At 60.2% G+C, this 21,196-nt stretch carries 19 protein-coding genes; 12 read left to right on the top strand and 7 right to left on the bottom strand.

The genetic code is table 11. From position 1 onward, the window contains the following. Positions 1-3 precede the first annotated feature (3 nt). Genes Q1A07_RS01925 through Q1A07_RS01910 form a run of 4 tightly spaced genes read left to right on the top strand, consistent with a single transcriptional unit; the run spans position 4 to position 4,634 of the window. Entirely contained in the window at positions 4-552 is a 549-nt protein-coding gene (locus Q1A07_RS01925) for a TRAP transporter small permease (RefSeq protein WP_299777317.1), read from the top strand. Then, entirely contained in the window at positions 552-1,868 is a 1,317-nt protein-coding gene (locus tag Q1A07_RS01920; RefSeq protein WP_299777315.1) for a TRAP transporter large permease, read from the top strand. The genes Q1A07_RS01925 and Q1A07_RS01920 overlap by 1 nt, the downstream gene beginning before the upstream one ends. Next, positions 1,865-3,109 carry a malonyl-CoA decarboxylase gene (locus Q1A07_RS01915; RefSeq protein ID WP_299779109.1) on the top strand — a complete coding sequence of 415 codons (1,245 nt, stop codon included), beginning with the start codon at positions 1,865-1,867 and terminating at the stop codon, positions 3,107-3,109. Before Q1A07_RS01920 ends, Q1A07_RS01915 begins: the two co-directional genes overlap by 4 nt. Positions 3,110-3,119: 10 nt before the next feature. Then, on the top strand, positions 3,120-4,634 hold the full coding sequence (locus Q1A07_RS01910; RefSeq protein ID WP_299777313.1) for a malonyl-CoA synthase: 1,515 nt from the start codon (positions 3,120-3,122) through the stop codon (positions 4,632-4,634). A gap of 1 nt (position 4,635) precedes the next feature. Here Q1A07_RS01910 and Q1A07_RS01905 read toward each other — a convergent pair whose 3' ends face one another. The 7 genes from Q1A07_RS01905 to Q1A07_RS01875 all read right to left on the bottom strand — a co-directional run bounded on the left by Q1A07_RS01905 (position 4,636) and on the right by Q1A07_RS01875 (position 11,515). Continuing rightward, positions 4,636-5,595, bottom strand: a complete 960-nt coding sequence (locus Q1A07_RS01905; RefSeq protein WP_299777311.1) for a D-glycerate dehydrogenase — start codon at positions 5,593-5,595, stop codon at positions 4,636-4,638. 3 nt (positions 5,596-5,598) lie between these two features. Continuing rightward, entirely contained in the window at positions 5,599-5,793 is a 195-nt protein-coding gene (locus tag Q1A07_RS01900; RefSeq protein WP_195818937.1) for a hypothetical protein, read from the bottom strand. A gap of 16 nt (positions 5,794-5,809) precedes the next feature. Beyond that, positions 5,810-7,150 (bottom strand): amidase, encoded by a 1,341-nt coding sequence (locus Q1A07_RS01895; protein WP_299777309.1) that lies wholly within the window; start codon positions 7,148-7,150, stop codon positions 5,810-5,812. Further along, positions 7,147-8,514, bottom strand: coding sequence for a TRAP transporter large permease subunit (locus Q1A07_RS01890; RefSeq protein ID WP_299777308.1), 1,368 nt, complete (start codon positions 8,512-8,514; stop codon positions 7,147-7,149). Before Q1A07_RS01890 ends, Q1A07_RS01895 begins: the two co-directional genes overlap by 4 nt. A 30-nt stretch (positions 8,515-8,544) precedes the next feature. After that, positions 8,545-9,135 (bottom strand): TRAP transporter small permease subunit, encoded by a 591-nt coding sequence (locus tag Q1A07_RS01885; protein ID WP_299777306.1) that lies wholly within the window; start codon positions 9,133-9,135, stop codon positions 8,545-8,547. 107 nt (positions 9,136-9,242) lie between these two features. After that, complete coding sequence (locus Q1A07_RS01880; protein WP_299777304.1) at positions 9,243-10,337, bottom strand: TRAP transporter substrate-binding protein; 1,095 nt, start codon at positions 10,335-10,337, stop codon at positions 9,243-9,245. Positions 10,338-10,645: 308 nt separating this feature from the next. Next, positions 10,646-11,515, bottom strand: a complete 870-nt coding sequence (locus tag Q1A07_RS01875) for an IclR family transcriptional regulator (protein ID WP_299777302.1) — start codon at positions 11,513-11,515, stop codon at positions 10,646-10,648. Between the two features lie 211 nt (positions 11,516-11,726). Between Q1A07_RS01875 and bhcA the strand changes: the two genes are divergently transcribed. From bhcA to Q1A07_RS01835, 8 genes are all read left to right on the top strand, one after another. Then, on the top strand, positions 11,727-12,917 hold the full coding sequence (gene bhcA, locus Q1A07_RS01870) for an L-aspartate--glyoxylate aminotransferase BhcA (protein WP_299777300.1): 1,191 nt from the start codon (positions 11,727-11,729) through the stop codon (positions 12,915-12,917). Between the two features lie 9 nt (positions 12,918-12,926). Beyond that, positions 12,927-13,898 carry a beta-hydroxyaspartate dehydratase BhcB gene (bhcB, locus tag Q1A07_RS01865; protein ID WP_299777298.1) on the top strand — a complete coding sequence of 324 codons (972 nt, stop codon included), beginning with the start codon at positions 12,927-12,929 and terminating at the stop codon, positions 13,896-13,898. 12 nt (positions 13,899-13,910) lie between these two features. Continuing rightward, a complete protein-coding gene (bhcC, locus tag Q1A07_RS01860) occupies positions 13,911-15,074 on the top strand; it encodes a 3-hydroxy-D-aspartate aldolase BhcC (protein WP_299777296.1) in 1,164 nt (387 codons plus the stop codon). A gap of 85 nt (positions 15,075-15,159) precedes the next feature. Then, the gene (bhcD, locus tag Q1A07_RS01855; RefSeq protein WP_299777294.1) at positions 15,160-16,137 is read left to right on the top strand and encodes an iminosuccinate reductase BhcD; all 978 of its coding nucleotides are present in this window, start codon (positions 15,160-15,162) and stop codon (positions 16,135-16,137) included. 233 nt (positions 16,138-16,370) lie between these two features. Then, positions 16,371-18,011, top strand: coding sequence for a serine/threonine-protein kinase (locus Q1A07_RS01850; RefSeq protein WP_299777292.1), 1,641 nt, complete (start codon positions 16,371-16,373; stop codon positions 18,009-18,011). Positions 18,012-18,102: 91 nt separating this feature from the next. Next, positions 18,103-19,206: an FHA domain-containing protein gene (locus Q1A07_RS01845; protein WP_299777290.1), complete on the top strand. Its 1,104-nt coding sequence runs from the start codon at positions 18,103-18,105 to the stop codon at positions 19,204-19,206. After that, on the top strand, positions 19,181-20,035 hold the full coding sequence (locus Q1A07_RS01840) for a protein phosphatase 2C domain-containing protein (RefSeq protein WP_299777288.1): 855 nt from the start codon (positions 19,181-19,183) through the stop codon (positions 20,033-20,035). Before Q1A07_RS01845 ends, Q1A07_RS01840 begins: the two co-directional genes overlap by 26 nt. Then, positions 20,025-21,137, top strand: a complete 1,113-nt coding sequence (locus Q1A07_RS01835) for a hypothetical protein (protein WP_299777286.1) — start codon at positions 20,025-20,027, stop codon at positions 21,135-21,137. The genes Q1A07_RS01840 and Q1A07_RS01835 overlap by 11 nt, the downstream gene beginning before the upstream one ends. The last annotated feature ends 59 nt before the right edge of the window (positions 21,138-21,196 follow it).

The following is a 21,196-nucleotide window of genomic DNA, read 5'->3' as shown; positions in this document are numbered from 1 at the left end:
CTCATGGCTGGTCAATCCTCTGCCACTGATACGCACGTCGGCAACCATCCCTTCCTGCGTGCGGTCGCCGCTCTGTCGACAGTCGCCGGGTGGTGCTCTGCCGCGATGATCGTGACCGCTGTGGCGATCACCTGCCAGATGATCTTTGTGCGCTTTGTCTTGAACGGCTCCACCGTCTGGCAAACCGAGATGGTCATCTATCTGGTTATCGGCGCCACGCTGGTGGGCCTGCCTTACGTACAGCGCTTGAGGGGGCATGTGAACGTCGATCTGATCCCGCTTGCCCTGCCGATGCGGGCGCGTCGGGCACTGGCTGTGCTGACCCTGTCACTCTCCATCGCGATCATCGGCGTGATGCTCTGGTACGGGTACGACTACTGGCATTTCGCCTGGGATCGGGGGTGGAAGTCGGACACCGTCTGGGGCGTGCGGTTGTGGATTCCCTATCTGGCGCTGCCGGTGGGCTTCGGCCTGTTGATGCTCCAGCTGATTGCGGATTTGGTGGGCGTGCTGACCGGCACTGAAAAGCCGTTTGGGCTGGAGGACAACTGATGGATCCGCTTGTCCTTGGTGCGCTGGTCGCCCTCTCCACCATCATTGTGCTCTTTTCCGGCGTGTCGGTTGCCATCGGTTTGCTGATCGTCTCCGCAGGTTTCCTGATGATCTTCGACGGGTTGCGCAGTCTTGAGCTGATGCCCGAAATCCTCTTTGGCAAGCTCGACAACTTCGCGCTGCTCTCCATCCCGATGTTCATCATCATGGGGTCTTCCATCGCCTCCACGCGTGCCGGGGCAGACCTCTACGAAGCGCTTGAGCGTTGGTTGACCCGCGTGCCCGGCGGGCTGGTGATTTCCAACCTCGGTGCCTGCGCGCTTTTTGCGGCGATGTCCGGGTCGAGCCCGGCCACCTGTGCGGCCATCGGCAAGATGGGCATCCCCGAAATGCGCAAGCGCGGCTATCCCGATGGGGTGGCCGCCGGGTCCATCGCGGCGGGCGGCACATTGGGCATCCTGATCCCGCCCTCGGTGACGATGATTGTCTACGGCATCGCAACCGAAACCTCGATTGGCCGCCTGTTTCTTGCGGGCGTGATCCCGGGCCTGCTGCTCGTCGCACTTTTCATGGTCTGGTCGCTCTATTCCACATGGAAATCCGGCAACACCACCCTGCTGACGGCGGGCAGCTATTCCTGGCGCGAGCGGCTCGAAATTCTGCCCAGGGTTCTGCCTTTCATCGGCATCATCATCGGTGTGCTCTACGCTATGTACGGTGGCATCGCCACACCCTCGGAAACAGCAGCGGTGGGGGCGCTTTTGTGCCTGATCATCGCCATGGTGATCTATAAACTCTGGAGCCCCAAGGCGCTCTGGCATGTGCTGCGTGACAGCACCAAGGAAAGCGTGATGATCCTTTTCATCATCGCGGCGGCGGGTGTGTTTTCCTACATGCTGTCGAGCTTGTTCATCACGCAGTCCATCGCGGAATGGATCGGCACGCTGGAGGTCAACCGCTGGGTGCTGATGGGCACGGTGAACGTCTTCCTGCTGATCGCCGGGTTCTTTCTGCCTCCCGTGGCGGTGATCCTGATGGCGGCGCCCATTCTGCTGCCGATCATCACCACGGCCGGGTTCGATCCGATCTGGTTCGCGGTGGTTCTGACGATCAATATGGAGATCGGTCTGATCAGCCCGCCTGTCGGTCTCAACCTCTATGTAATCAACGGGATCGCGCCTGACATTTCCCTCAAAACCATTTTGATGGGGTCGCTGCCGTTTGTGGCTTGCATGGTCATCGCCATTGTCCTGTTGTGCCTGTTCCCCGGCCTTGCAACATGGCTGCCCGATGCGGTGATGGGGCCTACGTTTTGAGCTTCTTTGCCGACCTCCTCTCGACGGTGTTCGAGCGGCGCTATCGCAGCGCACTGGAGCCTGAGCTGGAGGGACGTAGCATCGAAGAGCTGTGCGGCGATCTGCTGGGCAGTTCGGGGGAGATTTCGGGCGCCGTGACGGCCCGTCATATTCTCGACCGCTATGCTGCGATGGACCCCTCTGAAAAGCTGCGGTTCTTCGAGTTTCTGGCACAGGATATGGGTATTGACGCAGACGCGGTGCGGCGCACGCTGGCGGAGTTTGAAACCACGCCGTCCCTGCAAAGCTACCGCGCCTTTGCCACCGCGGCAGAGCCGATGCGGCAGGAGTTGGCGCGCCGCCTCAATCAGATACCGGGGGCAACCGCGCAGCTTGTGCAGATGCGCGACGATTTGTTGGGGTTTGTCCGTGACCACCCGATGCTGGGCCCGGTGGATCAGGATTTTCGTCACCTGCTGGCCTCGTGGTTCAATCGCGGCTTTCTCGTGCTGCGACCGATCGACTGGGAAAGCCCGGCGGAGGTGCTGGAAAAGATCATCGCCTACGAGGCGGTGCATACCATCGACAGCTGGGACGATCTGCGCCGTCGGGTGCAGCCCAGCGATCGTCGTTGCTTTGCCTATTTCCACCCCGCCATGCCAAACGAGCCGCTGATTTTTGTCGAGGTCGCGCTGACCAAAGGCGTGCCCGGATCGGTACAGGGGCTGTTATCAGATGCGCGCGAGGAACTTACCGCCGAAGACGCGGACACCGCCGTGTTCTATTCGATTTCCAACTGCCAATCCGGGCTGGCGGGCATTTCCTTTGGCAACTCGCTCATCAAACAGGTGGTGGCCGATCTGTCGCGGGACCTGCCGGGGTTGGAGACTTTCGTGACCCTCTCGCCGATCCCCGGATTGATGCAGTGGATTGCGGAGACTGGTCAGCAGATAGGTGAAGCCGCCGCAGATCAACGCCAGCTTGCCGCGCAGTACTTTCTGGCAGCAAAACGCGATGATGGCAGCCCACGTGACCCGGTGGCACGGTTCCATCTGGGCAATGGCGCATTGGTCCATGATGTGCACGCGGGTGCCGATCTGTCGGCCAACGGGATGGCGCAATCCGCCGGGGTCATGGTGAACTACCTTTACGACCGGGCCTTGATTGCGCAAAACCATGAAGGATATGCCGACGGCTACAAAGTTGCTGCGTCACCGCAGGTACAGGCGCTTGCGGCGGCGATGGACAAGACAAAGACCTGAGGACAACAGAATGGCCAATCCTCTTTTCGATCACCTTTTCGGCCACCACGCGGGCAAGGATACGCCTTTTCTGATCCTGAAGGATGGTCAGGTGATCACCCATGCGGCCTTTCTGTCGATGACAGCGCGGTTTGCACATGCCTTCGAGGCGCTTGGTCTGAAGCCGGGAGACCGGCTCGCCCTGCAGGCGGAAAAGTCCCCCGAGGCGCTGGCGGTCTATGCTGCCGCCGTTCAGTCGGGCATCGTGTTCCTGCCGCTGAACACTGGCTATACCGCTGCAGAAGTCTCCTATTTTGTGGAAAACAGCGAGGCGCGTCTGTTGATCTGCGATCCGGCAAAGGCGGACGGGCTTCGCCCAGTGGCCGAGGCTTGCAATGCTGCGCTGGAAACACTGGACGCCGATGGAAACGGCTCGCTGCCGGAGCGTGCGCGGGGCGAGCGCGATGCCTTTGCAACAGTTCCACGTGCGCCTGATGATCTGGCCGCATTTCTATATACATCCGGCACCACCGGGCGCTCCAAGGGCGCGATGCTGACGCAAACAAACCTGCTCTCCAACGCACAGACCTTGGTCGACGTGTGGCGGTTCGCCAGAGACGACGTGCTCCTGCACGCCTTGCCGATTTTCCACACGCACGGTCTTTTTGTGGCCACCAATGTGACACTGCTGGCGGGTGGGTCGCTTCTCTTTCTGCCGAAATTCGACGCGGACGACGTGATTGACCTGCTGCCCAGGGCCACGACGATGATGGGGGTGCCTACCTTCTACACGCGCCTGCTGGACGATCCGCGCTTTACCGGCGATCTGGTACGGCACATGCGGCTTTTTGTGTCCGGCAGCGCCCCATTGCTGGCTGAAACGCATGTCCAGTTCGAAAAACGCACCGGGCACCGCATTCTGGAACGCTACGGCATGACCGAGACCAATATGAACACCTCGAACCCCTATGAGGGCGCGCGGCGGGCAGGGACGGTTGGCTTTCCACTGCCGGGGGTGGAGCTGAAAATCACCGATCCCGCCAGCGGTGAGACACTGCCTGACGGGGAGATCGGACAGATCGAAGTGCGGGGCCCGAATGTGTTCAAAGGTTACTGGCAGATGCCCGAAAAGACGCGTGAAGAACTGCGCGCCGACGGGTTTTTCATCACCGGTGATCTGGGGCTGATCGACGATCAGGGGTACGTGCAGATTGTCGGGCGCAACAAAGACCTGATCATCTCGGGCGGCTACAATATCTACCCCAAGGAAATAGAGGTTCTGCTGGACGATCAGCCAGGCGTGTTGGAGAGTGCCGTGGTTGGTGTGCCGCATCCTGACTTCGGCGAAACTGTTGTCGGATTTGTTGTGGCGGAGAAGACAACACCCCCCGATCTGGACGGCATCTCGGCGGCAGTTGGTACGCAGCTGGCGCGGTTCAAGCATCCCCGCAAGCTGATCGTTCTGCCAGAGTTGCCGCGTAACACCATGGGCAAGGTGCAAAAGAACATCCTGCGTCAGGACTACGGCGATCTCTTCGCGGGCTGAGTTACAGCAGGTCCTTGGGTGTTTCCCCAGCGAAAAACGCATCCAGATTGTCGAGCGCCCGAAACCCCATGGCATCGCGTGCGCGGGTCGTGGCCGATCCGATGTGCGGCAACATGAAGATGTTTTCATGGGCGGCAAAGGCCGGATTACCCCCCGGTTCCACCTTGAAACAGTCAAGACCGGCAGCGGCGACCTGACCGCTTGCCAGAGCATCCAGCAAAGCGTCTTCATCCACCAGCGCGCCGCGCGCCGAATTGACGATCACCGCACCGGGCGGCAGCAGGGCGAACCGCTCTGCATTCATCAAGTCCATCGTGTCAGGCGTCGCCGGACAATGCAGAGACAGGAAATCCGCCAAGCTTAGCAGGCTTTCGACAGTGTCATGATAGGTCGCGCCCTGCGCCTGCGCGTCGGGCAGGGGACTGCGGTTGTAATAATGGATGTCCATGTCAAACCCGCGCGCCTTGGCGGCAAAGGCACGACCAACCCGGCCCATGCCGATGATCCCGAGACGCGCGCCGGTGACCTGCTTGCCGACCATGAAAGACGGTGACCAGAAGTCCCACGCGCCCGTGCGCACGATCCGGTCGCCCGCCACCGCATGGCGCGCCGCGCCAAGCATCAGCAGCATGGCCAGTTCCGCCGTGGCATCGGAGAGGACATCGGGCGTGTTGGTCACCGCGATGCCGCGCGCCTTGAGGCTGGGCAGGTCGCAATGGTCGACGCCCACCGAATGGTTGGCGATGATCTTCAGGCGCGGGTCCAGTTGAGCGGCGACCTCGGCGCTGAAATGTTCCGAATGACAGGGGATGATCGCGTCGAAATCGGCACTGGCGGCAATCAGATCGTCAGCGCTGCCCGGCGTGTCGGCGTGGTTGACGACCGTGTCATAGTCGCGCATCGCGCGCGCGAGGGTGGCGTCCGACAGACGACGGGTGATCCAGAGACGGGGTTTGGTCATGGCTTACTTCTTCCGGATGCATTCGTCCCAATAGTCGTAGATCGCCATGGCGCAGACGATGATGACGATGACCATGAAGGGGAAGCCGCCCCAGAAACCCGCAAACCCGGTGGAGATGCTGTGCGACAGCTCGCCCACGAAGATCACCAGCAGGGCGGTGCCAATGAGCCCGACGATCAGTTTGACGGTATATGACATATGTGCGTCCTTTCAGTCAGGCGGCCGCCGCCGCGATGTGGTTTTGCAGCCAGCGCGCGGTGCGCAGCAGCCGGTCGTCTTTATGCACCGGGCCGATCAGCTGAACACCGATGGGCAAGCCGGTTTCCCCGACCAGCAAGGGCAGGGTCACACAAGGCAGGCCCGCCAATGTCCAGAGTGTACAGAAAATCGGATCGCCTGTCCCGTCGCTGAACTTCGTCGCCTCGCCTGCGGCTGCCGGGGCTACGATCGCATCGAAATCGACAAAGAAATCGTCAAAGAAGGCCTGTGCAGAGGCTTTGACCGCCAAGGCATCTTCATATTCGGTAGTGCTGATGTTTCGGGCGCGGGTGATGATCGGTTTCAGGGTGTCGCTGATCTGGTCCCAATGACCGTCAAAGACATCGGCCTGATGCCGGGCAATCTCATATTCGTGGATGCGCGCCTGAACGGCCACCAGCTCGGCCAGTTGATCGGCGGGGTCCATGCGGGTCACACGGGCATCAAGGATCTCCATCACACCGTCGAGACCATCCCGTGCGGCCTCTGACAGCCGGTCATTGAACGGCAGGTTGAACCAGACGAGATCGGGCTCAATCGGTGCGTCCTCCACAGCCCCCTTGGCCATGGCAGGGCGGGCGTGGGCAAAGCTTTCGCTGTCGCGCTGGTCATAGCCGCTGATGGCATCGGCGAGCAGGGCGGCATCCTCCAGCGTCCGGGCAAAAGTGCCGATCTGATCCAGTGACTTGGACGTCTGTAGGACCCCGGTGCGGGGGATCATCCCGCGCGTGGGTTTGAACCCGAAGGTGCCACAGAAAGACGCCGGGCGGATCACCGAGCCATTGGTCTGCGTGCCCACGGCGAGCGGCACATGCCCCGCGGCCACGGCGGCGGCTGACCCGCTGGAGGAACCGGCGGGTGAGTGGTCGGAGCTATGCGGGTTGCGGGTCTCGCTGGGGTGCATGAAGGCCAGTTCGGTGGTGACCGTCTTGCCCATGATCACCGCGCCCGCCTCGCGCAGCATTTCGACGATCCGGGCATCCTCGGCGCTTTGACGGCCCGCAAAAATCGGTGTGCCCCGCTGGGTGGGCATGTCGTGCGTGTCGATAATGTCCTTGAGCCCCACCGGCAGCCCGTGCAGCGGCCCCGTGGCCAACCCGCGCTGGCGCAGGCGGTCGCTGTCTTCGGCCTGTTTCAGCGCGGCCTCGGCGTCGAGATGCGCCCAGGCGTGAATGTTACCCTCGGTTTCGGCAATCCGGTCCAGACAGGACCGGACCAGTTGCACTGATTTGAGCCGACCAGCGGCGATATGGCCTGCCGCTTCCGTCGCCGAGAGCTCGTGCGGTTTGATCTTCATGGGATATACGGCCCAAAGAGGTAGTCGGGGAACCACAGGGCGATGCCCGGGAACTGGTACATCAGCACCATGGTCAGGATCACGATGCCCAAGTAGGGCATGATGCCTCGGAAAATCTCCATCAGCTCGATCTGTTTCTTGAGCACCCCTTTTAAGTAATAGGCCGACATGGCCATGGGCGGGGTCAGGAAGGAGGTCTGCAGGTTCAGCGCCACCAGCATAGCGAAGAAATAGGGATTCACCCCAAAGACTTCGAGCAGGGGCAGGAAAATCGGCACGAAGATGATCAGGATTTCCGACCACTCCAGCGGCCAGCCGAGCAGGAAGATGATGATCTGCGCCAGCACCAGGAACTGCCAGGGTTCCAGATCCATACCACCCACCCAATCGGCGATGATGTCGTGCCCGCCGAGGTAAGAGAACACGCTCGCAAAGGTCCACGAGCCGACAAAGAGCCAGCAGACCATGGCCGTGGCCTTGGCCGTGAGAAACACGCTTTCCTTGAGCTTGGTCCAGGTCATCGACCGGTAGAGCACGGCGAGGATCATGCCGCCAAGGGCGCCCATGGCCGCCGCCTCCGCCGGCGTTGCGAGGCCGCCTAGAATGGAGCCCAGCACCAGCGCGATCAGGACCGTGAGCGGTACGAAGCTGACCAGCAGGTTCCAGTAAATCTCGCGCGGCGGCGGGACGTCGTCCATTTGCGGCTTGGGTGCGAGCGAGGGCGTGAACCAGACCCGCACGATCACGTAGACGATATAAAGCCCGGCGAGCAACAGGCCCGGGAAGACGGCCGCCGCGTAGAGCCGCAGGGGCGACAGATCCGCGATGGCGGAATAGACGATCAGCATGATCGACGGCGGGATCAGGATGCCGAGCGTGCCGCCCGCACAAATCACACCCGAGGCGAAGCTTTTATTGTAGTTGGCGTTGGCCATGGCGGGGAAGGCCAGCAGGCCCATCAGCGTCACCACCGCACCCACGATGCCGGACGCCGTGGAGAAAACAGCACAGGTCAGCAGGGCCGCGATGGCCAACGAGCCGGGCAAGTTGCGCGCGGCTTGATAGAGCGAGAAGAAGAGCTTGTCGACGATGTTCGCGCGTTCGACCACGTAGCCCATGAACAGGAACAGCGGGATGGCGACCAGCGTCGGGTTTTCCATCACCGAATAGGTGTTCTGGTTCAACAGGTAGAAGATGTTGTTGTTGAAAATGTCACTGAAGCTCTCGATCGGCCCGCCCTGATGGTAGGCGTAGTAGCCAAAGGCCACGCCCATCGCGAGAAGGGTGAAGGCAATCGGAAACCCAAGCAAAACAAGCAAAATAAACAGGCCCAGCATCAACAGGGCGACTTCGGGATTTGTCATCTTTTTATCTTTCCTGGTGCGTCAGAGACGTCAGTTTTTGCCGGGATGGATGGCTTGGATTTCAGCGAGATCCGCCTCAGACAGCAGATCTTCGGTCTCTTTCACATCGGCCAGGCGTTCGGGCCATTCGCCGGTGCGGATCGCCATGACACAGCGCACCAGTTCGGCCAGCCCCTGGATCATCAGCAACGCACCGGCGACCGGGATCAGTGATTTGAAGAAGTAAATCTGGATGCTGGCGGGGCTGTTGAAGCTGACTTCCTTGTACCGCCAGCTGTCGGAGGCGATCTCGTAGCCGAACCACACGAGCGCGGTGACGCCCGGAAAGAAAAACAGGAAGTAGAGCAGGAAATCTAGGCTAGCCTGCACCTTGACCGGGAACAGGCGATAGACCACATCCGCCCGCACATGGGTGTCCTGCGCCAGCGCATAGGCGCCACACATCAGGAACAGCGCGCCGTACATCTGGATCATCATATCAAAGGCCCAGACGGTGGGGGCATTGAGCACGTAGCGCACGAAGACCTCGTAAGACACCGACAGTGTCAGGATCAGGATGCACCACCCAAAGGCCCGGCCTACCCAGAGGCTCAGCCCTTCTATGGCGTGAACAAATTTCATCGTTTTGGTTCCCTGTGGCGGATGTACAGGCCCTCTTTGCGGGACCCGGTCAGCGGAAAGGAGGCCGGACGCGGAGGCGCCCGATCTCCCTGTCACATGTGGCTAACTCAACCGAAGTAGTGGTTGTAGGCCAGCTTGTAGTCAGGCTGGTTCAGGTTGAGGTAGTTCATCACGTCCTTGGCATAGGCCTTCTGCGACTCCATCACCTTCGCAAAGAACGGATCGTCCTCCGCGATACGCGCTGTCACCTTGTCCCAGGCTGCCAGCTGGGCCGCCATCACCGAATCCGGTGTGCGGTAGACATTCACGCCATCGGCTTCCTGCAGTTTCAGCAGATCGTCGGAATAGCGCTTGGTGTTGCCCCAGTAGAAGCCGGAATTTTCCGCCATCGACGCGTTCTTGATGATCGCCTTGTGATCATCGGAAAGCGCGTTGAACTTGTCCTTGTTGATCGTGACCTCAAAGAACTCCTGGCTCTGGTGGAAGGACGCAAGGTGGTAGTGCTTGGACACGTCCTGCATCCCGAAGTCACGGTCGGATGTGGGGTTGTTGAATTCCGCCGCGTCGATCAGGCCGGATTTCATCGCCGGCTGAATCTCACCGCCGGGCAGCTGAACAACCGACATGCCCATTTCCAGCAGAACGTCCGCGGCCAGACCAACGGTCCGGTACTTGAGACCTTCCATCTGCGAGGCGTCGGTGATCTGCTCCTTGAACCAGCCCATCGGCTGTGCGGGCATCGGCGAGTTAAAGAACGACACCACGTTCAGCCTCAGCTCTGCCATCAGCTCGTCAAAGAGCTCCTGACCACCACCGGCATAGACCCAGCCCAGCACTTCCTGGCTCGACCAGCCAAAGCAGGGGCCGGTGCCAAAGAGCGAGGCGGCCTTGGATTTGCCGTACCAGTAGGCGGGCACATAGTGGGCCGCGTCGAGCACGCCGCGGTGCACCGCATCCTGCATCTGGCTGGTTTTCACAACCGCATCCACGGAGAGCACTTCGATGGTCAGGGACCCGCCGCTCATCTCGTTGACGCGCGCCGCGAAAGACTGTGCGTTTTCAAGAAAAATGCCGCCGCCCCAGGCCGCTTGCATTTTCAGTGTCACCCCGTGTCCATCCGCAATTGCGGGTGTCGCGAGGGCTGCTGCCCCTGCGACGGCGGAACCGCGCAGGAATTTTCTGCGATTTACTTTTTCTGTCATACTTCCTCCCTAGGATCGGGCGCGTCTGGCCCGTTTCTGATGTGAGCGTCATGCTCGGTCAGTTTACGAAAACTCAGAGAAATATCAGCACCCTTGTGCCGGTTTTTGAACGCAAAGCCCTCCTCGGCTTCAGGTTCAGGCGTCCTTCCCGGAATTCACAAGGATCAAACTAGGCGATCCCCGTGGACAGGCAAGGAAATAAGCTCTGAAAACAACCCGTTAGTGCAACCTCTGGGTGAATCCGTATCATTTGTGCTTGGTTTGGGTCGTGTTCTCCTTCCGGTCTCATTTTGGGTCGGTTCGATTGGTTAGGTCACCGGATCGTCCAGCGGCGCAGTTTCGGAGTGCGGCGGCGCCACGTGATCGGGGAACCTGCCGCCGATCAGCTGCGTGATGTCCCGCGCCGCCTCTGCGACAGTCGCGCCAAGCTCCGGCACGCGCAAGGTGTCGAACCGGGTGCTGGGCCCCGAGATGGACACGCCCGCACAGGCATCCTGATGCTCGTCGTAGATCACGCTGCCAATGCAGGACATGCCTGAATAGCGCTCCTCCCGGTCAAAAGACCATCCACGTCGGCGGGTTTGCTCCAGATCGGCAAAGAGCGCATCCGCTGTGATCAGCGTGTTATCGGTAAAACTGGTCAGCCCGGTGGACATTAATAACTTGCGTACACGTTCCTCGGGCAGGGCGGACAGGATTGCCTTGCCGGTCCCGGAGGCATGCATGGACGTGCGCGTCCCGCGCGCGAAGAAGGCACGGATCGGGTTGCTGGTCTCCACTTGTCCGACAAAGACAACCTCTGCGCCGTCCGGAATCGCAAGATTTGCGGTCTCTCCGGTCTTGTCCATCAGGTGGCGCATCACCGGTCGGCTCACCGTGCTGAGGCCGGTGCGATTCATGAAGGACACGCCGGTCCGATAGGCCTCGATCCCGATGACCCAATCCTGCCGCTCTTCATCAAAAGCCACGAAACTGTGCTTCTGCAATGTCGTCAGGATACGGTGGGTGGTGGCGGTGGGGACGCCCAGAGAAAGTGAGAGGTCCGTCAACGTGGCGCGTTCCGATTTAGAGATGGCCTTCAGAATGCCCAGAGCACGGTCCAGCGACTGCAGGGTGCCTGCAGAGCTTTCGCGAAATTGGGACTTGGGGCGTCCACGCTGTCTTTTCTGGGATGTCACACCGGTGTGCCTCAAAAAGAATCTCTGGAAACGTTTATCACATAAATGAAAAATAATTTCAATAAAATCATTATTGTAGAATTTGAAAATTCAAATACTATTTAAAATCAGAATGTTGTTTTATTTTTTCGATAAATGAAAAACATTTTCGAGAAAATTGATTTCGGCGATCTACTTGGTATTGTGCGGCATGGCTGAGGAGGAAACCGCAATGTCAGACCAAAACCCAGTGTTCATTCCCGGACCTACCAATATCCCCGACCGGCTGCGTTCTGCGATGCAGGTCCAGACGCGCGATCACCGCGCGCCCGATTTCGTGGAAACCTTCGCTCCTGTGCTCGAAGACACCAAGCGCGTGTTCGGCACCACCTCCGGCACAGTCATTACCTTTCCGGCAAGCGGCACAGGCGGCTGGGAGGCAGCGATATGCAATACGCTGAGCCCGGGCGACAAGGTGCTCGTGGCGCGCTACGGCATGTTCAGCCACCGCTGGATTGACCTCTGCCAGCGCCACGGCCTTGACGTTCACGTTATTGAATGCCCCTGGGGGGCCGGGGCCCCGGCGGATAAATTCGAGGCCGTTCTGACCGAAGACAAGGCGCGCGACATCAAGGCGGTTCTGGTCACCCACAATGAAACGGCTACCGGGGTAAAGTCCGACATCGCCGCCGTACGGGCGGCAATGGATGCGGCCAGCCACCCGGCGATGATGTTTGTGGATTGCGTCAGTTCTCTGGCGTCTATGGAGTTCTGCATGGATGACTGGGGCGTGGATATCGCCGTCTCCGGCTCGCAGAAAGGGTTTATGCTGACCACCGGCATGGCGATCCTAGGTGTCAGCCCCAAGGCGCTGGCGGCCATGGAAACGGCCACGCTGCCGCGCACCTTTTTTGATTTCAGCGATATGATGGCAGCGAATGCGTCCGGTGGCTTTCCTTACACACCGCCCCTGCAACTGATCTATGGCATGCGCGAGAGCCTCAAGATGCTCTTTGAAGAGGGGCTGGAGAGCGTCTATGCCCGCCACTTCCGCCTTGCCGAAGGCGTGCGGCGCGCTGTGGATGGCTGGGGGATGAAGCTGGTGGCCGAGAGCCCGGCGCTTTATTCAGACACCGTGAGCGCGATTTATGTACCCGACGGGTTCGACAGCAATGCGTTGACCGATCAGGCGTTCAATGCCTACGGCGTCTCGTTTGGCATCGGACTGGGCGAGATGAACGGCAAGGCCTTCCGCATCGGACATCTGGGCAGCCTGACGGATGTGATGGTGCTGTCGGGTCTGGCTACGATCGAAATGGCAATGGCCGATCTGGACTATCCGGTTGAGCTTGGCAGCGGTGTGGCCGCTGCGCAGGATTACTTTCGGTCGCACCGCGCGGCGTTGGTCAAGACAGCGGCGTAGGGGGGCAACATGTTAGACACACTGACCGGCCCTGACCTGACCATCGACCACGTGCGGGCGGCCCATGAGCGGATCAAACCCTATATCCACCGCACGCCGGTGTTGACCTCGACCTATTTCAACGAGCTGACGGGGGCCGAGCTGTTCTTCAAATGCGAGAACTTCCAGAAGGCGGGGGCGTTCAAGGTGCGCGGCGCGTCGAATGCGGTTTTTGGTCTCAGCGACGCGATGGCGGAAAAAGGCGTGGCGACGCATTCCTCCGGCAATCACGCGCTGTCACTCAGCTATGCAGCGGGTCGTCGGGGCATCCCCTGCCATGTGGTCATGCCGCGCACGGCGCCGGAGGCCAAGAAGGCGGCGGTGCGGGGCTATGGCGGGATCATCACCGAGTGCGAACCGTCGACCACGAGCCGCGAGGCGGTGTTTGCCGAGGTGCAGGAGGCGACAGGCGCCGAATTCGTGCACCCCTACAACGACCCGCGCGTGATTGCGGGGCAGGCGACTTGTTCGCTCGAGCTGCTGGAGCAGGTGGAGAATATGGATGCGGTCATCGCGCCCATCGGTGGCGGCGGCATGATCTCCGGCACTTGCCTGACCCTGTCGAATCTCGCACCCAAGATGGAGATCTACGCCGCAGAACCGGATCAGGCGGATGATGCCGCGCGGTCCTTCCGGGCGGGTCACATCATTGCCGACGATGCCCCGGTGACCATCGCGGATGGGCTCAAGGTGCCGCTGAAGGAAAACACATGGCACTTCGTCTCCAGTTTTGTGACGGATGTGCTGACGGCCAGTGAACAGGAGATCATCGACGCGATGAAGCTGACCTGGGAGCGGATGAAGATCGTGATGGAACCAAGCTGTGCGGTGCCGATGGCCACCATTCTGCGCAACCCGGAGGTGTTCCGGGGCAAGCGCGTGGGGGTCGTCATCACCGGCGGCAATGTGGATTTGGACAAACTGCCCTGGATCACGGGCTAAGGAGGACGCGCTATGAACAAGCAGGTTGAATTCGAAGACTATGAAGTGGGTTACGACATTCCGGCCGCGATCGGGATGGATGAGGCAGATATCCAGACACCCTCGCTGGTGCTGGACCTCGATGCGCTCGAACGCAACATCAAGAAAATGGGCGACTGGGCTAAGGCGCATGGCATGCGGCACCGGGTGCATGGCAAGATGCACAAATCCGTCGATGTGGCCCTGTTGCAGGAGAAACTGGGTGGCAGCTGCGGCGTGTGTTGCCAGAAGGTGTCGGAGGCTGAGGTCTTCGCGCGTGGTGGCATCAAGGATGTCCTGGTCTCCAACCAGGTACGCCAGCCCGAGAAGATCGACCGCCTCGCGCGACTGCCCAAGCTGGGGGCCCGCACGATCTGTTGCGTCGATGACATCGAGAATGTGGCAGACCTCTCCGAGGCCGCCACGCGTCACGGCACGGAAATTGAATGCCTTGTGGAGATCGATTGTGGGGCCGGGCGCTGCGGCGTGACCACGACACCCGAAGTGGTCGAGATTGCGAAGGCCATTGATGCTGCGGACGGTCTGAAATTCGCAGGAATCCAGGCCTACCAAGGCGCGATGCAGCACATGGACAGCTACGACGACCGCAAGGCCAAGATCGACGTGGCCGTGGCGCAGGTGAAAGATGCGGTTGATACGCTGAGCGCCGAAGGGCTCGCGTGCGACATCGTCGGTGGCGGTGGCACCGGGTCGTATTATTTCGAAGGAAATTCAGGCGTTTACAATGAGCTTCAGTGTGGCTCTTACGCCTTCATGGATGCCGACTACGGACGCATTCTGGATGAGAACGGCAACCGGATCGATCAAGGCGAATGGGAAAACGCGCTTTTCATCCTGACCTCGGTGATGAGCCACGCCAAGGCGGATAAGGCTATCGTGGATGCGGGTCTCAAGGCGCAGTCGGTCGACAGCGGTCTGCCGGTGATCTTTGGCCGCACGGACGTCGAATATGTCAAATGCTCGGACGAGCATGGCGTGGTCGCGGATCCCGATGCCGTGCTCAAGGTCAACGACAAGCTCAAGCTGGTGCCCGGTCACTGCGATCCGACCTGCAACGTGCATGACTGGTACGTCGGCGTCCGGGACGGCAAGGTCGAAACGCTCTGGCCCGTGTCCGCGCGCGGCAAGGCGTACTGACCCTTCCATCACTGAGAGAACAGCATGCGTCCGGGCCCTTCGGACGCATTTCACGACGAACACCAAAAAAAGACAGGAATACCCCATGGCCGAAGGACTATTGATCGTCAGCGAAGAGGTCTGCGCCGAAGTCGTGAGCAGTGCCGATGCCTTTGACGCGGTTGAGGCTGTATTCGGCGCGATGGCCAAGGGAGATGCCTACAACTTCCCCGTGATCCGCGAGGCGATTGGCTATGCGGACGCGCTCTACGGGTTCAAATCCGGCTTTGACAAGGCGGGCAAGACGCTGGGCGTGAAATCCGGCGGCTACTGGCCGGGCAACATGGACAAGGGGCTGACCAACCACCAGTCCACCATCTTTCTCTTTGACCCGGACACCGGCATGCTGCAAGCGCTGGTGGGCGGCAACTACCTGACTGCCGTGCGCACGGCAGCGTCGTCTTCGGTGTCCATCGCGCATCTGGCACGCAAGGATGCCAAGGTGCTGGGCATGGTTGGCGCAGGGCATCAGTCCACGTTCCAGTTGCGCGCCGCGGCCCAACAACGTGATTTCGAAAAGGTTGTCGCCTGGAACCCGCATCCTAACATGCTGCCCCGGCTTGGGGCCGTCGCGGAAGAACTCGGGCTGGCCTTCGAAGCCGTCAGTCAGGAGCAACTGGGCGCGCAGGCCGATGTCATCATCACCATCACGTCGGCCTTCGAGCCGCTGCTGATGAAAGACTGGATCAAGCCCGGCACCCATATCGCCTGCATGGGGACCGATACCAAGGGCAAGCAGGAGGTGGACCCGGCGCTGCTGGCAGGTGCCACGGTTTTTGCGGATGAGATCGCGCAATCGATCACCATTGGCGAAGCACAACACGCCATTGCCAGCGGCTTGATCGCCGAGAGTGACATTATCCCGGTTGGTGCAGTGATCAATGGCGCGCACAAGGGGCGCAGCACGGCAGAGGAGATCACGCTGTTTGACGGCACAGGGGTTGGTCTGCAGGACCTCGCCGTCGCCTCCGTGGCGGCGGTTCAGGCCGAGAAGCAGGGCAAGGCAACGCGTGTAGCGCTCTGAGCCGTTTCCTGGACACAATCACCCCTTTCGCATGGCCATGTGTCAGGGGCGGGAACTTCGGCAGATCCGACGTTAAGACTCCTTAAATTCATATAAACTTGTCACTTCATGGCACGGGTCTTCCCCGTGTCGGCCATGTTTTGAACACAGCGTTTCGGCCTGTTCGACGGGATGTTTTTCCTTCCGCCATCGGGGGGCGAGACTGTAGGCAGACATGGACGCATGGCAAAACGATGAGCACCCAGGACGGGACATTTTCACCAGAGGCCAACAGCGAGGCGCTTGCCCCGGGCAGTCAGCTGCTGAGCGGGCAATATGAGATCATCCGCTACCTCAGCAGTGGTGGTTTCGGGATCACCTATCTGGCAAAAGACAGCCTCAACCGCACGGTTGTGATCAAGGAATGCTTCCCTGAAGCTTTCTGCAGCCGCGTCAAGAAAACCGTACGCGCCCGCACCCGCAACTATGTCGATGATTTTCGCTCCATCGTGGCGCTCTTCATTCGCGAGGCGCATGCTTTGTCCCGACTGGATCACTCCAGCGTGGTCGGCGTGCACCAGGTCTTCGAAGACAATGAGACCGCCTATATGGCGCTGGATCTTGTGGACGGCAAAGACCTGCTGGAAATCATTGACAGCGGATCGCCAAAGATGTCGCCCGCGCAGGTGCAGGCCTTGACCCTGTCTCTCTTGGACGCGATTGCCCATGTGCATTCCCAGGACTTGCTGCATCGGGATATCTCGCCCGACAACATTCTGGTAGATAAGGCGGGCCGCCCTGTACTGATCGATTTCGGTGCCGCACGCGAGGAGGCCAGCCGCAAGAGCCGGGTCCTCTCGGCCGTGCTGGTGGTTAAGGACGGCTATTCACCACAGGAGTTCTACGTCGCGGGCAGCCAGCAATACCCCTGCAGCGATCTCTACGCGCTCGCCGCGTCGCTGACGCATCTGATTTCCGGGGAGGCACCACCGAACAGTCAGGCGCGGCTGGCCGCATTGGCCGCAAGTCAGCCCGATCTTTACCAGCCGTTGCGCGGACGGTTCCCCGCGTATGACGATGCCTTCCTCGCCGCAATCGACAAGGCGATGAACATCGTGCCCGCCGAGCGCATCCAGTCCGCCGAAGAATGGACGCTGATGATCGACCACAGCAAGCGGGCCGAGCTTGCACGGGCGCGGGCCCGGGACGATGAAACCATTGACCTGACCATCAGCAACCTGATCCAGTCGATGCAGGACGATACCGACCGCAAGGTGATTGAAAAACCCAAGGTCATCGCAGAAGCTTTGCCCGAAAAGGCGGCAGAACCTGCTGCAAAACCGATCGATCCGAAATATGATGAAGCCTTCCTGCGCGATCTTTATCCGCCTGAGTCCGAAGATGAAGCGGACGCGACGGCGTCAGCTGCGGATACAGTTGTATCGGATGTGCTACAGACGCTTTCCGGTGAAGGGGCCGTGCAGGTCGATCCGGACCTGATCGGCCCGCCTGCGCCCCCGAGACTACAGAGCGTGGTGATCACGCCTGCGGCAGAAGTGAAAAACAAGAGCCGTCTGTTAAGGAAAGAAGGGGAGACCGGTGCTTCCGAGCGAACCAGAACAACGGGCACCCAGGTTAAAAAACGCAAATCTCTGCCGCCCGTCATCTCACAAGAGGATTTTGATGCGATGGTCTCTGCTGAACGCACGATCTCCAAATCCGCACAAGCGCGCAGGCTGGCGACCATTCCGGTCATCCTGTTCGCATACTTCTTCCTTGGGCATACGGCGCTGCAGTTTGATGACGTACACGCCGTCACGGTGGGCCAGATCATCACCATGGGCGAGACCTATGGCTACTGGACGCTTGGGCAATCTTACACGGCTGGGGGCTGACGGTGCCCTCGCCTACGACGAACGACTTTATCCATCACTGCTGCGGGCGTTCCGGAGCATTCGGTAACAAGCGACATTGGAAAGGCATGACATGACACTCTTCCGGAAGGTTTTTCAAAACCAATCTAGACCTGCAACTGGGGACGAGGCTCTGGACGAGGATGCTTTGCGCGATGCCTTCATGGTGACATCTGAGGACCGCGTGCTGCCGCTTGATCCTTTCGCGGTGGCCACAGATGGCGAAGAGGTGGAGGAGACCAGGCAAGAACGGCAGGAAGAAGAGGATGAGGCATCCGCCGAAAATCTGCCGGACGAGGAAGTCGTTGAAGCCGAGGCCGAAGCCGAGACAGAGGCAGAAGAGGACGAGGAACCGGAGGGTGCCGATATTGCCGCGGTTCTGGCGCAGACCCGCATGATGGAAAAGCAACCGGTGCGTGTTGAGCCATCCGAGGGACCTGAGGAGCACCTTACAGAGGCGTTCGAAGACGAAGACGCCACCGCGCCGGAAGGCGCGCCCGAGATGTCGGATGACATGGAAGAGGTCGTCGTACCCGCAGACAACGACACGTCTGACGTGGTTGCCTTTGCCAAGCGACAACTGGAGCTGTCCGGTGGCGCCACTGAAGCGGATAACACGCCTGAACCGGAGCCTGTTGATCTGTCGGAAAACGGGCAAATGTCCGCGGGCGCCACGCCGATGGCTGGCCGCGCCGGGCGTCGTGCCGGGCGGGTGAAAACGCGCCTGTTAGGGTTCAACCGCGCGGAGGCGGATGCAAACGATCCTATTGGCGCGCCAGAGAGTGCGACGGCCAAACCTCAGCACGACAAATTCCCCGTGGGTTGGCTTGTGGTGGTTGAAGGCCCGGGCATTGGCCATTCCTTCAGCATCTTCACAGGTGCGTCGATGATCGGGCGGGGCGACGATCAGGTCATCAAGCTTGATTTTGGCGACAACAGTATTTCGCGGCACAATCACGCGGCAATTGCCTATGACGAAGAACAAAACAAGTTCTATCTGGGCCACGGCGGCAAGTCGAATATCATCCGCCGGAACGCGCGTCCTGTGCTCAGCACCGAGGAGTTGCAGCATGCCGATCTCATTCGCATTGGAGAAACGACTCTCCGCTTCGTGGCCCTTTGTGGATCGGATTTCAAATGGGAGATGACGGATGGCGGCAATGCATCCGACCTTTGATTTTGACGCTGCCTCGGCGCTCAGCAAAGGTCAGCGCTGCTATCAGGAGGACGCGGTGATTGCGGATTTCTCCCGTGGCTCAGACGTTGGCCTTGCGGTGCTGGCGGACGGCATGGGGGGGCACGCTGCGGGGGATGTCGCCAGCAAGATCGTCGTGACCGAAGTGTTCAGCGAGTTGATGTTCCAGCGTGGCGATGCCGATGCCTTCGAGAAATCTGTCACCGCCAATCTTTTCGATGCCGCCATGGGAGCCAATGCCTGCCTGCGCGAGCATGTGGAATCCTACCCTGAAACGCGGGGTATGGGGGCGACGCTGGTGGCAACCGTCATCATCAACAAGAACCTCTACTGGATATCGATCGGAGACTCGCCGCTGTTTTTGTTCCGCGATGGAAAGCTGTCGCAATTGAACGAAGACCACTCGATGGCGCCGCAGATCGATTTCATGGTCGAATCCGGGTTGCTGAACCATGAGGAGGCGCGGTGTCATCCTGATCGCAACACACTGACATCCGTACTGTTTGGCGAGGACATCCCACGTATCGATTGCCCGAAAGAGCCGCTTGAATTGCGCGCGAGCGACATGCTGATTGTGGCCAGTGACGGGCTGCAATTTCTGAGCAACGATGAGATTGCCGCAGTCCTGAAAGTGCATCAGGGCGCCCATAGTGCCGAAATCGCTGACAATCTGTTGGAACGATTGCGCCAGCTGGAAGATCCCGATCTGGACAACGTCTCCTTTTCGGTGGTGAAGCTGAACGATGCCCGTGTGCGGCACGCGTCGGATGCGGCGATGGATACCACGGAAAGCATACGTCGTGTTGGATGATGCCGGTTCCGGGCAGGTCATTGGCCGTCTCGACCAAATGCTGAACAGCGGGCAGTTGACCCCGGCCCTCACGCAACAGGCACGTGGATTGCGCGACCGGCTCTGTGCCGGGGTGCGGGTGGTCATTCTTGGTCCCAAAGGTATCGGCAAATCGCAGTTGCGTGATGTCCTGCTGGGCGCGACCGCACCCGCCACGCCACCAAGCGCATTTGCACTTTCAATAAGCCATACCGACACGCGCGCGGAGCAGATTCAGGATCCGAACGTCCACGCCGAGACCCAGCAAAACCCGTTTCTTGAGCTCGCCACAGTCATGGATGTGGCCGCTTTGGACGGCACCGGGATGTTTTCGGAACGAATCCGGTGGGCCCTGTCGCAGGCGGATATAGCCGTGTGGTGCACACAGTGTTTTTCCGAGGAGGAGGCCGCCTTGTGGGCGCAGGCATCTGACCACCTTAAGGATCACAGTTTCCTTGTTCTGACCAAGGCAGATGCCCTTGCGAGCGTCGGAACTCTGCAATCACAGATCGCCAATTTGCAGGCTGTCGCGGCCGAGGAATTTCACAGTTTCTTCCCCACATCTACTTTCCACGCGCATAAGGCTTTGCGCGCCGGGGACGAGATTTCGGAGACACAACTGGCAGCCAGTGGCGTCAAGGCGCTCCGCCAAACCCTGTCTGATCTGGCCGCCTCTGGCCAAAGGGCCGATGTAGATCGTGCACTGCTCTTTCTGCAGCGCAATGAGACCCAGGATGCGGCGGTGTCAGTCCCTGCGCCCGGCAAGAAAAAGGTGACGCCGCAGGCGCAAACCTACGAAAAGGCGCTTGCCTTGTTGCGCGGCCGCGTCGCGGATTTGACGACGGCCGCCCCGCAGCCGGATGCCGTTCTTGAAAACTGCGGCACCCTCGTCGAGGACCTTGCCGAACTGGCCGCGGCGCACACCCAGAGCGACGCATCCTTTGATGCCTGGCGCAACGACCTCTACGAGGCGAGCGACAAGGTGGTCCTCATGAGCCTCGAAAACGATCTGCGCTCGGCGGCAGACGCCGCCACGATCATACTGCAGCTCAAGCGGGATCTGGATATCCGTCTGGCTCATTAAAAACTTAATAATACGCAGTATTTGAGCCAGCCAAGCGCCACAATCGCCACACAATTGCT

The sequence above is a fragment of the uncultured Roseobacter sp. genome, assembly GCF_947492555.1.
In the GTDB taxonomy this organism is placed as follows: domain Bacteria; phylum Pseudomonadota; class Alphaproteobacteria; order Rhodobacterales; family Rhodobacteraceae; genus Roseobacter.
The sequence above is the reverse complement of the archived record's forward strand: the minus strand, read 5'-3'. Positions and strand labels throughout refer to the sequence as shown.